Source organism: Methylomonas sp. 2BW1-5-20 (genome assembly GCF_052474515.1).
Genome location: NZ_CP184127.1, coordinates 4643039 through 4656938, shown reverse-complemented (window position 1 = coordinate 4656938; position 13900 = coordinate 4643039). Strand labels below are relative to the sequence as shown.

The window sequence follows — 13900 nt, the reverse complement described above, 5'->3', positions numbered from 1 at the left end:
CAGCCAACGGCGCCGGTAGAAAGCCAACCTGCGTTTGGGAATACATCGCCGGATACGGGACCGGGTTGTTTGCTGATCAAACCAGCCGGCATATTTTTGGTTTTGCGCTTTGACTCTTCTTTTGTATCGCCCCAATACCGAAGAGACCGCTAGCCAAGAAAACAATGGAAGGCGGGACGGGTACCGGCGCGGGCGCGGCTCCCGCGCCGGTCACGGTATAGCCGGTGGTGGCGGTTGGCGTGGTCCAACCGATCTCATCGACGGCGGTGTTACCTCCGGTAATAAAGTCATAGGCATAACTGCTGAACGCCATAACATTCCCGGCGTAGAGGCCGGTAACGCTGATAACGATCTGAGTTGACAGACTGCCGGTGCGGTCGGCAACGCCAAGATCGACGAACATCAACGAACCCGTAGCGGAACCTTGGCCGTTATAGAGCGGTTGATACCCGGACTGGTGAGCCGCCGGTCTGTTGGCCATGGGGCCGTAGATAAAGTCCGATCCATAGAAAGTTTCGTTCACGACATCGGTTTGCCAGTTATTCGCCGTCACCGACGGTCTACTGGTTTGGTTGGGAGCGACGACATAGCCGTTGGACTGAATGGTCAGCGCAAAATCGCTGGAAACCGGACCCGTCAACGCCACACCTAAAATCATGTCGTCATTGCCGCCTTTACCGCCATTGGTGGCGATCCAGAAATCACCGTAATAGCTGCCGGCGGTTGCGGTGCCTCCCAGCAGTTGCGCAACGCCGGAAGCGCCGGTCGAGTTAATCTTGAGTTGATTCAGGCCGCCGCCTCCCAGTGAAAAGTTATATTTGAACTGCCTGTAGCTGGGATCGGCATTCGAAATGGCCTTACCGTTGGCGTCCGCCGCGGAGGTATAGAACCTACCCGAATTGTTGGCAACCGTAAGCGTACCGATGTCACCGGATAAGGTTGCCGCCCAAGCGCCTTGACCCCAAGCCAGCATTGCCGCTGCAACGCTTATAACTGCCTGCTTTTTCATGATCTTTCCTTTTTATCAACGAGTTGAATACTTAAAATGTAAAAGCCTATGGTTTGCCGGCCCTATCGGCTTTACGCCGGGTTAAGCTCAACAAACCGGTTATGCCGGAGCCGAACAACCAGATGGCGGTGGGCACGGGTACCGGCGCCGCTTGATAACTGATCTGCAATTGCGGACGCATGGCCGGATTGGTCCATTCACTGGAATAGAATGCGCGGTGGGTTTGTTGCAGGTTTTCGTCGCGATTGATCAATATCCAACCGAAATTTGCAGCCGGATCGTCCAACCAAGTCTGCACGTCGGCGACCAGCGTTGGCGTTGACGTCCAAGTTTGCGGCGAACCGAATACACTGCCGACTGCCAGCGTGGCGCTGGCTTGATTGACGTAATCGCCGCCGGGCGTGCTCCACGGCGTTTGCTGGTAGGCCGCATCTAGCCAGGTGGCGTCGCCGGGATTAGCCGGGAAGCCCTGCCCGGTGCCGCCGATTTGCGTCGCATTACCGCCGGTAGTGCCTTCACCCCAATCGCGAGTCAACCTGAACAAGTCCATCGCCCGCGGCGTTTGGTCGCCCAAACCGGGCGCGCCGCCCGAGCCGGCGACAATGCCGATATACATAGTCAACTGCACGCCGGTAATCACCGAGCCTTCCGGTATTTGCGAAACAATATCGAATTGGATCAGCGCGCGGTGCGGCGCGAGTTGGCCGTTACCGCCGGCAAAAATGCCGGGGCCGCTGCCGTTGCTGTGATAGAACAAATCCTGACCGGACGAATTCGGCAGCCCTTGGTTGACGCTGGCGCCGTAAATCGTCGCATCCTTGCTCGGTGTCAAGGTGACGACGCTTGCCGCCGCCGGTGAGCTGCCCGCCAAACCCAGCGCGGCGAATCCAAATATTAAAATGAATTTCATCACCTCAAACCTCCCGTGCGCCGGCGGCTTGCCAGCGCCTCACATTTAACAGGCCGATCAGCCCGCTACCGAACAACCATGCGGCGGACGGCAACGGCACGGCCGGCAACTCGTAACTCACTTGCAACTGCGGCCTTTGCGCTGTGTCGGCCCAAGCCTGGGTATAAAAAATGCGGTAGCTGTCCGGCAGCCATTCGTCGCTATTCAGTAACATCCAACCGTTGTTGGTCGAAGGTGCGTTCAGCATCGCCTGCACGTCGGCCACCAAGGCCGGTGTCGAAGTCCAGGTATAAGCCGCGTTCAACGTTTGGCCGACCGTCGCCGTAGCGCTGGCCGCGGCGCTGAAGTCCCCACCCGGCGTAATCCAGGGCTGGTTCTGCCGGTAACGCCGTTCGTTCCAGGTCGGGCTTGGCGGAATCGCCGGGAAGCCCTGATCGATGCCGGAAAAGTCGGTTACGCCCAAACCGGTGGGACCGTGCGCCCAATTACCGGTCAGGCGATGCAGCTCTATCGCGCGCGGCGTACCGTCACCGTTGGCGGTGCCGGCCAAATATAAGGTCAATTCCACGCCGGTAATGATCGCGGCGGCCGGAATGTTGGCGGCGACATTGAAGTCGATCAGCCCGCGCCGTGGCGAACCGCTGGCGTCGCCGCCGACGAACGCGACCGGGCCTTTACCGATACTGTTGTTCGGCTGGTTTTCGAATATCGTCGAGACTTTACCGGCCCCCAGCGTCAAAGTGACGACCGATGCATGCGCGGGCGACAGGCCGCATACCATGCCGCCCAAAACGACGAATACCAGACGCAACGGCGTCCGTCTTCGAGTTGAACTAAATTGCATAACGTTTCCTTAAATCTATTTGCATGAAAATCCGCCAACGCGCAGCGCCGACACCGAATCCCATTTCACCTAAGCGCCCCCGGCCCGACGTCTAATCCGGCCGAGTGCGGTCACGCCCGCCACAGCCCCGCCGAACAGCCACTCTGCGGCCGGCAGCGGCACCGCCGAGGCCACCACAAAACCTTTGCCGGCCACCGCCCAGTTCCGGTCGTAAAACAGGTAGGTGCCGGCACTGCTGGTTCTCTCGGCGCCAAAGCCGACGAAGCCGAAATAATCGCTGGATACGTCATACGGCATCAAACCGGTGCTGGAACTGGTCAACCCCAACTGGGCGATCAGATAAGCCTGCGGCGCGGTCAAATAGCGGTAGAACAATTCGCCGTAGGTGCCGGCCAACGGATCGTAGCTGTGATAGGTGCGAGCCAGCGCAGTGTCCAGCACGCTGCCGGCATGCCCCGAGAGGTTCCAGGTCAAACCGCTCATGATTTCGGTATCGGTGTTCCAGACAAAAGACCCCGTTCCGGCGGGACCTGCGTTCTGGTCGGTAAAACTCAATTGGTAATTGACGATGGCCGCTTCGCCGGACAAGGGCATCAGGCCTGCGATCAGCATCGCGCATCCCAAAACTCGACGGAACCCGCCCTTTTTGTTCTGTCTATCTCTCATAGCTATCTCCTGTTTGTCAGTTAAAAAATCGATGACTCGGGCCGGTTCGCCCCCCGTTCCAGCCAAATGCTTCCCCTATCGATCCCGGCATCTCCCGCTTACGGCGCCAAGCGATCGCTAAAAGACTGAAGCGGCGTAGCGCTGCCATCTGCGCCGACCGCTTCGATTGTCAGATATTGGTCTTTCGCCAGATCGGCGCCCGCATTGACCAGCGGGTTACCGGCAGTCACCGCTAACTCATTGCCGGCATGGCCGTGGGCGACGGTCAATTGCGGATGGTCGAAGGGCGCTTTTTGGTAACGCACCCGTTCGTCGGTCAGCGCCAGCATGAAGTTGGTCAGGTCGGCGGTGTTTTGCACGGTCGTCAATGAGGCTGAACTAGCGCCCAGATTGAAGTTTTGCGCGTCGTTGACGAAGTTGCCGTGTCTGGCGTAGAACTCGATCACTTGCGTCAGGGTTGCCATGCCGCCGTTGTGCATATAGGGGCCGGTCAGTTCGACGTTGCGCAGCGTCGGCACTTTGAACGCGCCGGCGGTTGCGGTCGCTAGTTTCGGCCCATGCAGATTGGCCAGCGCGGCGGCCGGCGTCGGGATGTAAGCCGTATCCGGGTTGGCGCAGTTTAGGCTGCGCAATACGCCTTCCCGGCTGCCGTCCGCTTGCAGGCTGTCGCCGGACGAAAAATATGCCGCATCGTCAATCTGCGTGTTTAGGGCCAGCGGCGCCAGGAAGTCGCAGGCGCGGATTTTCTCGACCTGTAGATCGCTCATCCCGGCGCTGTCGGCGATCAGATAAGCGACGTACTGGACGGCATACGACAGCGGGTTGCCGAACGGATCGTGGCCGGCGACGCCGGGATCGGCATCGGGCTGAGTCACGCCGATGTTCGCAAATCCCAAGTCCATCAACCGAGGTTGGATCAGAATATTAAAATCGCGAGTCAGCGGACTGCCGGATGCAGTGGCGCCGGACAATGTCGCGGCGCTCGAAGGTCCAAACGCATCCGGCCCATAGGCAATCGGCGTCGATGCCGGGCCGAATACGCCGCCCGGCGTGGCGGTCAGCAATGCGGCATTGGTGCCCACCGCCGCCTGGCTCAGCGTCGGCCCGACATGGCAACGGCCGCAGTGATTGTTGACGAACAGGTCGAAGCCGTGTTTCAACGAGGCGATTTTGGCGGCGGTCTCGGCCGGCGTGGCGCCGCTCACGTTAGTCCAGACCGGCACCAGATCGGCATCGACGGGACTCAGGTCGAACGGCGATTGGTCGGACACCAGAGTCGCTTCGTACAATTGCACCGCGATACCGAAGAACATCGCGAAATTCGCTTCCAGCTGATTGTAGGGCGCGCCCTTGGCCGGCGCACCGAAGCCGCCGATGCCGCTGTAAGACCAATATTGCGGGTTGAAGGCCTGGGTAACCAGGGCTTTGTAAGTGGTTTTCAGACCGGGTTTCAGCGTATTGCCGCTGCTCTGGCTCAGGCTGCCCAATACTCTGTCCCTGGGGTGTACGGCTTGATATTGCAAGGCTTGCCGCGACAACAATTTGCGGCCGATGTCCGGCCAGCCGCGGCCTTTGCAGCCCATTTCCACATCGTTGAATACCGGCGGCGTCACCGCTTGCGAGGCCAGCGAGGAATTAATCAGATTCAGCCGCTGCTTGACCACGGTCTTGGCATTGAGCTTGACCCAGACCCCGGCATCGGGATCGCGCGGCCCCCACGGACTGCTGCCGTTGAAGACATTGTTGGCACGGCCGTCCCAAAAGTTGCGGTGGTTGAACACCGCATTGATCACGGAGGGGGTATTTCTGGGCTCCACTTTGCGGGTGCCGACGTGGCCGACGTTGAAGACCTCGTCGGGCGTGCGGGCGCACTGGTCGCTGGTGCCGCTGACTTGGCTTACCCCGGCGAATTCGCCGCCGAAGGTGCCGGCCGAACTGACGACATCGTCGGTGGTAAACGTGATTTGGCTGCTGTTGCTGCGCGGATTGCTGAACCGGTGCAATGGAAAGTCGGCGGCAGTCAACGTATGGTTGGGGCCGCCGGTGCCGGACGGCAAGCTATCGAAGGTTTGGCCGCTTGGTTGCGCGGCGTTTTGCCCCGGATTGATTTGATTTTTGATGCGGCCGTCGGCGCCGGCGCTGAAATGGCAGGAGGCGCAGGCTTGACCGTCGGAGCCGACGTTCTGATCCCAGAACAAGGCCTTGCCCAAGGCGATCGCCGCCGTTTTATCGACGACGATGGGATTAGCGCCGTCCAATAAACCGGGAACCGGCGGTAACGGTACGTTGCGTAGGGATACCGGCAGCGGACCGTCAGCAGGGGCGGAGAATGCGGCAGCGGCCAAGGCAGCGGCCGAAATCATTTGGTAAATCGCGCGCATATGTCGTTTGCTCATTTCAGATTAATGTTTGGGTTTCGCGGCTTTCGGCCGGGTTGCGGTTTTTGCTTGGCGAATACTTTGTTGGCGATGGCGGGGAAACGCTGACTAAATCGGATTTGCCGTTACCGCATGCGCGGCGATGACGATTTATTCGGCGCTTCCTGCCGCTCTTTGTGTGTTAACTCGCCTTGCGCCCGCCGAACCAAGCAAAGCCCATCAGTACAGAGCTAAACAGCCAAACCGCCGCCGGTAACGGAACCGGCGAAGTCGCGAATGTCACGCTGTATAGACCGTGACCGCCGCCGGCGTTACCGCCGAGAATCAGCGTGTAATTGCCGGCCGCCAGATTACTGAAGGTCAGGCTGACCGAAGTACCGGTGCTGCCGGCGCCGTTCAAATATGTCAGACCGACCGTACCCAACGGGTTGTTTTGGTTGTTGTAATACGGGACCGGTTGATTAGCGGTCGTACCGGTATCCCATCCTTGGAACAGCGAAAACCCGGGCCTGATTACCGTGGTGAGATCCAACGGTGTCAACGAATCGGCCGCTACGGTGATGGTCAAATCGGCGGCACTCGTCAGCGATATCAGGCCGATATCCGAGCCGTGACCCATGCCCTGATGCGGGTATGAAGCGGCCGGCGAACGCTGCCAACCCATAGGCCCGACCGCTAATTCATAAAGTGGATCGGCTCCGGCTCCGATGGCATTGCCGCTGGAAACGACATCGCTGGCACCGGCACTTAAATCCGCGTACCACACCGCGTTCAGCTTGCCCGTATATGCCGGCGCGGCACTCCCGATCCAGGTGCCGGGCACGTACCCGGAGGCACCGGGAAATGCACCGCTGTCCCATCCGTTAGTGTTGTAGGCAACGCTGGCCTGGGCCGCGCCGCTGCCGAATGTGAAAGCCGCCAAAACCGCGACTGTATGTACTGCAGATAAAAGTTTCATAGCGTACTCGTGTCTAAAAAGCGTTTAAAAAATGGCTAAGCCATGGCAAATTGAGCACCGACGAAACAGCCTGTTTCATCTCCCCCATCCTTGTTCAAGCACCAGCCCGGTACCTCCTTTTCAATTGCCGTCCCGGCAATCGATGGCAGACGATTCCTTCGCTACCTGTTTTCCCGGCTTTGTTACCTTGGCCTATCCGTCCGCCGGGTCCCGCGACATGTCGAGCCAATCCATGCGGTATACCCATAACCAAAAGACGCTAAAAATCGGGCTAAAGGCGCGCGTCCTTGCGCTAGGTTAACGACCGGTTTTCTCCCTCCGGTCATCGAAAGGAGGGCATGAAAATATGCTTAGCTCATGCCGGCGGCGTGCTTTCTCCTGCCCATTAACGCCAGACTCGCCATCATGCCGCTCAAGAACAGCCAAGCTGCGCCGGGTAGCGGCACCGGCGAGGCGTCGGCCGACTCCAGATGCGACTGAATACCGGCTTGGGCATAAAGCTGTTGTGTGGCGCCCGCTGCCAGCGTGAAGTGCCAGGTCACGGTATTGGTTGCGGATTGTTGGTCGTCGAGATAGCCGGTAAACGCGGCGGCCGAGACATAATCGAAACCGGAAAGCGAACCGGCCCCATCCCAGTAATCGAAAAAGATGCTGCTGTTGGCGTACTCGCCGTGGACGGAGGCTTGTAAGGCGTAATTCAAGTTGACAGCCAGGCTGTAGCCATAAGGACCGCTATTGCTGAATTCGAGGCCGAACAGCCCGGTGTGCAAGCTGTCAACACTGCCGAGTACGGCACTACCAGTCGTTGTGAAGGTGCCGTTGAAGCTGCCGGTGACCGCGACCGCCGCCGGATTGGGACTGGGAGCTAGATACTGGCCATCGCCGCTGACGGCGGCATAAAAGCTAGAATCATCGCTGGGTTGCAGATAGGTTCCCAAGATATTCAAGCCGGTGTTGTCGCCCCCGGTTGGATTGGCGCTATCCAATACAGTGATGGAATAACTTAGGCTGACACGACTGTCGTAGCTGGCGGATGCCAGTGCTTGATCGACGAAGCTGAGGCTTAGCGCCAGCGCGATACCGGCGTTTTGTGGTTTAAAGATCGATGTTTTCATACTGGTTTCCAAAGGTTGAATTCAATGAATAAGCTGCCGGCCGCTTACTGTGCCGGCGTCAAGAACGGAGTTATCGGCGCTTGGGCCCCGGCGGCGCCGACTGCCGGCAGTATCAACACTTCGTCCCTGGCTAAGTCCGTCGCCAGAGGGTTGCCGGCTTCGACTTGCAAGGCATTACCGACATGGCCATGAGCAATCGTCAGTTGCGGATGGTCGAACGGCGCTTTTTGGTAACGCACCCGTTCGTCGGTCAGCGCATTCAAGAAATTGATCAGATCGGCGGTGTTTTGCGGGGCGACCAAATTGGTGGCGATGGGACCGATGGCCGCATGCAATTCGGGACTGGAGAAATTGCCGTGTCTGGCGTAAAACTCGATGACTTGCGTCAAGCTGGCCATGCCGCCGTTGTGCATGTAAGGCCCGGTCAATTCAACGTTGCGCAAGGTCGGCACCTTAAATGCCGCGTTGGTTGCGATGGCCATCTTGCTGCCGTTGCGGTTGGCCTGGGCGGCCGCGATAGTCGGGCTATAAGCCGTATTCGGATTGTTATTGCGGCAATTTTGATTGCGCGCCACCCCTTCCCTGCTGCCGTCCGCCTGAATGCCGTCGTTGGGCAGAAAAATATTGCTGATCGGCACAGTTAGATTGACCGCCAGCGGTATTAAAAAATCGCAGCTGCGCACGTTGTCCACCGGCAAATCGAAGACCCCGGCGCTATTGCCGGCAAGATATTCGGTGTATTGGGCCACGAACGATAGTGGCTGACCGAAAGGATCGGCGCCGCCCAAACCAGGATCGGCATCCGGTTTGGTGACGCCCACGTTGCTATAACCCAAATCCATCAAGCGCGGCAGGTTCTGGCTGGTATTGTCGCGGGTTACCGGATTGACATATCGGGAGATGCCGGCGCTGGCCGCGATATTATTCGGGCCAAAGGCATTCGGGCCGTAGGCGATTGGCGTGGCCGGCGGTCCGAAAGTAGCGCCCGCCGTCGGCGTTACCAGCGCGGCGTTGGTGGCTACCGCCGCCAAGGACAGCGTCGGTCCGGCATGGCACAACGAGCAGTTATTGTTCACGAACAGACTAACGCCGCGCTTCAGCGACGCGACCAATGCCGGATCGGATACATTGGACCAGGTTGGAATCATCGCTGCATCCAATGGACTCAAATCCAGCGGTGAATGGTCGGAAACCAAGGTCGATTCGTACAACTGAATGGCCAAACCGAAGAACAGCGAAAAGTTGGCTTCCATCTGGTTATAGGCGCTACCGCCGCCGGCCGGAGCGCCGAATTTACCGACACCGCTATAAGACCAGTACTGGTTATTGAAGGCTTGGGTAATCAGGTTTTTGTAGGTGGTTTTCAGGCCCGGTTTCAGCTCGCTGCCGCTACTGGCGCTTAAGGCTCCCAACACGCTGTCTTGCGGATGCACTTGCTGTGTTTGTAGCGGTTGGCGGTTAAGTAGTTTGCGGCCGATGTCCGGCCAGGTACGGGCATGGCAGCCCATTTCGATGTCATTGAAAATCGGCGGCGCCACGGCTTGCGAAGCCAGCGACGAGTTGATCAGGTTAAGGCGTTGTTTGACCACGGTCTTGGCGTTGAGCTTGACCCAAACACCGGCTTCGGGATCGCGCGGTCCCCAGGGACTGCTGCCGTTGAAACTGTTATTGGCGCGGCCGTCCCAAAAATTGCGGTGGTTGAACACTGCGTTGATGACAGTCGGCGTGTTGCGCGGCTCGACTTTGCGGGTGCCGACGTGACCGACGTTGAATACCTCGCTGGCACTACGCTGACATTGGTCGTTGGCACCGCTGAATGGCGAGCTGCCGGTGAATTCGCCGCCGAAGGTGCCGGCGGAGCTGACCACATCGTCGGTGTTATACATCAACGTGCTGCTGTCGGTGACGTTGCTGAAACGTTGCAGCGGAAAATCCTCAGCCACCAAGGTGTGGTTGGGGCCGCCGTTGCCGGACGGCAATGCATCGAAGGTCTGGCCGGTTGGTAGCACCGAATTTTGTCCGGGATTGATCTGGTTCTTGAGACGGCCATCGGCGCCGGCGCTGAAATGGCAGGAGGCGCAGGCCTGACCGTCCGAACCGACACTTTGGTCCCAGAACAAGGCCTTGCCCAAGGTAATCGCCGCATTTTTATCGACGACGATAGGGCTGGCGCCATCCAGCAAACCAGGTACCGGCGGTACCGGTACCCCACGCAGGGACACTGGCAGCGGACCGGCTGCTTGCAGGGTCATTGCAGCAGACAGCAGAGCGCTGCCGCAAAGCATTCGATACATTGCATGCATAGGAAATTCTCGTGACTGATTTTTTACAAGTTTTCGGGTCCGCTCAGCCAAGCCGGACGCAAACCACGGAGGAGCGGCCTGCAGCCGGCGACAGCCAAACCAACGGTTTAAGCGACCAACACGCGTTTACGCGAACTGAATGCAAGGCCCACCAAGCCGGTCAACATCATCCAGACCGCAGCCGGCAGTGGTACCGCGTTGACGACCGTCAGGCTGGACAAATTGGACATATAGCGTCCACCTTTCAGATCGGACGGCACCACGGTGCGAAACACACCACTATTGCCCAAACCAGTGCCGAGTCCATCAGCCCAAGCGACCAAATCGCCTTGATTGCCATAGGCCGCCATGATTTCTTCCATGGAATAGACCGCTGTGTAGTTGTCGCTACCGGTTGCGATGACGTAGGAGGTTTTCAAGATGTTGGAATCGGTGGAGATGCCGGCAGCCACCAGCAAATCCCACATCGATACCCCGGTAAAGCCGGTCGTCGCGTTAACCACCAGTGAGCTACCGTCCGGTTTGGTGAATACGGTGGTTGGCGTCAACGAACCAGGCAGATTAGCCGTCGAATAGCTGCCAGGATTGCTAACCGCGCCGCCGACCGTGAATGAGCTGGAAATACCGCCAGCTCCGGCTCCTTGCCAGGCCACATGACCGACGTTCAAGCTACTCAAACCGTAGACGCTGGAACCGTCGGCGGCGATGACGCTTGGGGCCACCAGTGTGCCATTGCTGTCGCTGTAGGCGATGATGTCGTTGGCGACGCCAAAGCCGCTGCCGAGCAGGTTGCCCATGGCGTAAACCGTGCTGCCGCTGCTGCCGTTGGCCAGCACATAATCGCGCAGGATGTCGTTTTTCGCGTTGGAATCCTTGGCTACATATGAACTGATATAGCTGTATAACGAGACACCGGTATATGTATCGCTGCCGACGGTGACAGTTTTGACGGCACTGCCGTGACTGGCGGCGTAAGTTTGCAGATCGGCAATACCGAAATTGGTGGGGCTGCCGGCATTCAAAAAGCCGCTCAGCCTGACACTGGCATCGGCCGTTGCCGATAAGGACAATAAAAACGCCGACGCGATGACCACCGCGCGAATGTTGGATTTGCTGTTTTGCATAATGTTCTACCTTAAGATTGATATTGAGAGCCCTTGCGGGCGGTTAAATTGCGGCCGGGGGCCGCGGTTACTTGCCTGGTCCCACGCTAAACTTTCCGCGCACGGCAATTGCCAAAGGAGGCCAAGGCATAAATAGGGTTAACTTCCAACCTGGTATCGACAATTCACTTCGAATCTCGGCAATAACCAAGGCAGCAAGCAGCGATACGCTATTAGTGAGATGTAAAAATCCGTGCACGAAAAACTCCTGGCCCTAGGGCGGTCAAAATCAGCGATAAATTGTTTAAACACTTTGCCCCGCGCGGCACTCCGTGTTCAGAGGCAATCCGGCTAACTCTGGCGAGTTCCGTGATTTTCCGGCCCGGCCTTACGACCGGTGTGGCATGAACTGTTTTTGCGCGCCATCCGCCCAAACCCAAATGGGAAAAACGGCCTTGATTGAGACGGCGCAAAAAAGGTGGTGTCGATATAGCCAGCCTGGCGGCATCGACACCGGCGTTCCGTGCGGGACATCGGACCGGTGCATCCCTTGCAAGCGCCATCCCGGCTACTTGTCGCAGCGCTTGCCTGCACTACGAATTTCCTGGATTTGTTACCTTGGCGCCTCCGTTTGCCAAGCCACATTCCTTGTGGATTTGCCGTTCGCTGCCGCAAGTTGGGGGATTAGCGGACATCGATTGGTAAAATCATTCGTTAAGTTAATCCGCGAATTTCGGGGTCTAGTCCCTCCCCGGTTTTTGCAGCACCAGCCCGTACATGGACGCGAAGGCGTTCGGCTGCTGTTCCTCGAATCGGGCCCAGTTGGCGAGGTCGGTGCCGCCGGGATCTTGCGGAAAACCGGCTTGATACAGCGCCTGCAAAGGCATGGTCAGGCCGCGCATGGTGACGAAGCGCAGTCCCAGTTCGGCCAACTGTTGTTCGATTTGCGGCAGGCTGTAGCGATGTTCGTTGACGTGAAACACCAGATCGCGAAACATGCTGAGGTTGTAAAAATCCCGCCATTGCAGCAACGGTTTCAGTTCTTCGTGTTCGCCATTCAAGATTGCTTGGCGGAATTGCCGCATCCGCGCCGGCGTCGGCTGCCAGTTGTTTTCGGCGATCAGCCGCCGGGCGCGAACCACGGTTTGCCGCGCCGCTTCGCTGTACAAGCTCACCAACATGATGCCGTCGGGCTTTAGCAAGCCGGTTAAAATCCGCCAGCCCGCCAACGGGTTCTCCAAATGGTGTAAGACACCGCTGGCGGTGATCAGATCGAAGCGTTCTTTAAAGCCGTCCAGTTGGGTAATATCGGCCTGCTTAAAGTCGATGGCGTCGGCCAACCCCAGTTGCTTTGCCATGCGCCGGGCATAGGCCAGACTGGCCCGGCTGAGGTCTATAGCCAAATAGCGGCCCGTCTGGATTTGCCGGACCAGGGAAATGGGTTCCAACCCGGTGCCGCAGCCGGCGCTTAGTACATTCACCGGGCCATCGAATTCCCTCGGCAGATGCAGGCCGGGAGCGAAACCGGTCAGCCAGCGTCCGGCGCTCAAGCGCTGATGGGCAATAGGGTCGCGTTGCCAGCGCGGAAACGGGTTTTCTTCGTATTGCCGGCGTACTTGTTCGGAAAGCTCGCTGCCGATGCCGGTAAGACTTTCAATATCCGCGGCCAGGATGCGTTCCGCCAAACAGGCTTGCCATTCCTTTACCAAGGGCTGTAAATACGGTTTCCAAACGACGGAGGCTTGAGTGAACAAGGCACGGCAATCGGACAAGTCCAAGCCGGAGCGGTACAGCGAGTGATAGGCTAACGCTGGCTGCCATGCCGGCTCGGAAGGCAAACTCAGGCCGATATCCAACTGCCGCCGCAACAGCCCGACAATGGCGGTTTCCTGTTCGTCTTCGGCTATCGCATATTCGGTCAGCCAACTGTAGCGGGCCAGTGCGCCGATGAACTCCCACTCCACCTTGCCCGGCCGGGCAATTTCAGCTGCCTTAGCCGGTACGGCGTAAGTCAACAATAGTGCCTTGCGCAAGCGGCGCAGCACCGTTTCGAATGCCGGCAACGGAATCAAACTGCCGCGCAACAGCAGTAAAAACAACGGCATTTGCATCATCGCCCGCAACCGGCCCTGACGTAAGGCACTGACGGCTTGCTTATCGTCGCCGGATAATAAAAGCTCGAACGCCTGACGAAAAACCGAGTCCTTCAATAGCGACCGGGCGATTTCCAACGCATATTCGGAGACATCGCTCTGCGCCATCACACTACGCAATGCGCGCCGAAATTCGGCGGAATCGGGCAAATGCGCATCGCCGGCTTTGAGTAACAGCAAAAAGTTGCCGCGCGCTTCCACATCGTTGGGCAAGGTCAGCAGCAGTTGAGTCTGGTAGGCCAGAGCCTCGCCGACATCGCCATTCCGGTACAAGGCGAAGGCAAAATTCGCCAATGCCTGCCGGTAATGGGGCCATAGCCTGACTTTACGTGAGCCGTTGCCGACAACCGACCGCAACAGCGCGGCCGCCCGGCCGTAATGGTGTTGCCGCATCGCCTGCATGCTTTCGCCTAGCAGTCGGCTCCAAACCGGAAATTGCGGATTCTGGCTCATCGCTACAT

General features: G+C 58.5%; 10 protein-coding genes and 1 riboswitch. All 10 genes read right to left on the bottom strand.

What is annotated here, in order from left to right; translation table 11 throughout:
* Positions 1 to 76: 76 nt before the first annotated feature.
* Complete coding sequence (locus tag ACH50O_RS21385) at positions 77 to 1009, bottom strand: hypothetical protein (RefSeq protein ID WP_446809775.1); 933 nt, start codon at positions 1007 to 1009, stop codon at positions 77 to 79.
* A 46-nt stretch (positions 1010 to 1055) separates the two neighbouring features.
* A complete protein-coding gene (locus ACH50O_RS21380) occupies positions 1056 to 1919 on the bottom strand; it encodes a DNRLRE domain-containing protein (RefSeq protein ID WP_446809774.1) in 864 nt (287 codons plus the stop codon).
* A gap of 4 nt (positions 1920 to 1923) precedes the next feature.
* Entirely contained in the window at positions 1924 to 2763 is an 840-nt protein-coding gene (locus tag ACH50O_RS21375) for a DNRLRE domain-containing protein (protein ID WP_446809773.1), read from the bottom strand.
* Positions 2764 to 2832: 69 nt separating this feature from the next.
* Complete coding sequence (locus ACH50O_RS21370) at positions 2833 to 3429, bottom strand: hypothetical protein (RefSeq protein ID WP_446809772.1); 597 nt, start codon at positions 3427 to 3429, stop codon at positions 2833 to 2835.
* 98 nt (positions 3430 to 3527) lie between these two features.
* Positions 3528 to 5810, bottom strand: a complete 2283-nt coding sequence (locus ACH50O_RS21365) for a cytochrome c peroxidase (protein ID WP_446809771.1) — start codon at positions 5808 to 5810, stop codon at positions 3528 to 3530.
* Positions 5811 to 5988: 178 nt separating this feature from the next.
* On the bottom strand, positions 5989 to 6765 hold the full coding sequence (locus tag ACH50O_RS21360) for a hypothetical protein (protein ID WP_446809770.1): 777 nt from the start codon (positions 6763 to 6765) through the stop codon (positions 5989 to 5991).
* Between the two features lie 350 nt (positions 6766 to 7115).
* Complete coding sequence (locus ACH50O_RS21355; RefSeq protein ID WP_446809769.1) at positions 7116 to 7880, bottom strand: VPLPA-CTERM sorting domain-containing protein; 765 nt, start codon at positions 7878 to 7880, stop codon at positions 7116 to 7118.
* 44 nt (positions 7881 to 7924) lie between these two features.
* The gene (locus tag ACH50O_RS21350; RefSeq protein WP_446809768.1) at positions 7925 to 10183 is read right to left on the bottom strand and encodes a cytochrome c peroxidase; all 2259 of its coding nucleotides are present in this window, start codon (positions 10181 to 10183) and stop codon (positions 7925 to 7927) included.
* A gap of 107 nt (positions 10184 to 10290) precedes the next feature.
* Positions 10291 to 11307 carry a VPLPA-CTERM sorting domain-containing protein gene (locus tag ACH50O_RS21345; protein ID WP_446809767.1) on the bottom strand — a complete coding sequence of 339 codons (1017 nt, stop codon included), beginning with the start codon at positions 11305 to 11307 and terminating at the stop codon, positions 10291 to 10293.
* 317 nt (positions 11308 to 11624) lie between these two features.
* A riboswitch (cyclic di-GMP riboswitch) is annotated at positions 11625 to 11700 on the bottom strand.
* 326 nt (positions 11701 to 12026) lie between these two features.
* Positions 12027 to 13892, bottom strand: coding sequence for a methyltransferase (locus ACH50O_RS21340; RefSeq protein WP_446809766.1), 1866 nt, complete (start codon positions 13890 to 13892; stop codon positions 12027 to 12029).
* Positions 13893 to 13900: the final 8 nt, after the last annotated feature.

Excerpts from the sequence above, each read along its gene's own strand:
- ACH50O_RS21385 (WP_446809775.1), bottom strand. The coding sequence starts at position 1,009 with ATGAAAAAGCAGGCAGTTATAAGCGTTGCAGCGGCAATGCTGGCTTGG.
- ACH50O_RS21380 (WP_446809774.1), bottom strand. The coding sequence starts at position 1,919 with ATGAAATTCATTTTAATATTTGGATTCGCCGCGCTGGGTTTGGCGGGC.
- ACH50O_RS21375 (WP_446809773.1), bottom strand. The coding sequence starts at position 2,763 with ATGCAATTTAGTTCAACTCGAAGACGGACGCCGTTGCGTCTGGTATTC.
- ACH50O_RS21370 (WP_446809772.1), bottom strand. The coding sequence starts at position 3,429 with ATGAGAGATAGACAGAACAAAAAGGGCGGGTTCCGTCGAGTTTTGGGA.
- ACH50O_RS21365 (WP_446809771.1), bottom strand. The coding sequence starts at position 5,810 with ATGCGCGCGATTTACCAAATGATTTCGGCCGCTGCCTTGGCCGCTGCC.
- ACH50O_RS21360 (WP_446809770.1), bottom strand. The coding sequence starts at position 6,765 with ATGAAACTTTTATCTGCAGTACATACAGTCGCGGTTTTGGCGGCTTTC.
- ACH50O_RS21355 (WP_446809769.1), bottom strand. The coding sequence starts at position 7,880 with ATGAAAACATCGATCTTTAAACCACAAAACGCCGGTATCGCGCTGGCG.
- ACH50O_RS21350 (WP_446809768.1), bottom strand. The coding sequence starts at position 10,183 with ATGCATGCAATGTATCGAATGCTTTGCGGCAGCGCTCTGCTGTCTGCT.
- ACH50O_RS21345 (WP_446809767.1), bottom strand. The coding sequence starts at position 11,307 with ATGCAAAACAGCAAATCCAACATTCGCGCGGTGGTCATCGCGTCGGCG.
- ACH50O_RS21340 (WP_446809766.1), bottom strand. The coding sequence starts at position 13,892 with ATGAGCCAGAATCCGCAATTTCCGGTTTGGAGCCGACTGCTAGGCGAA.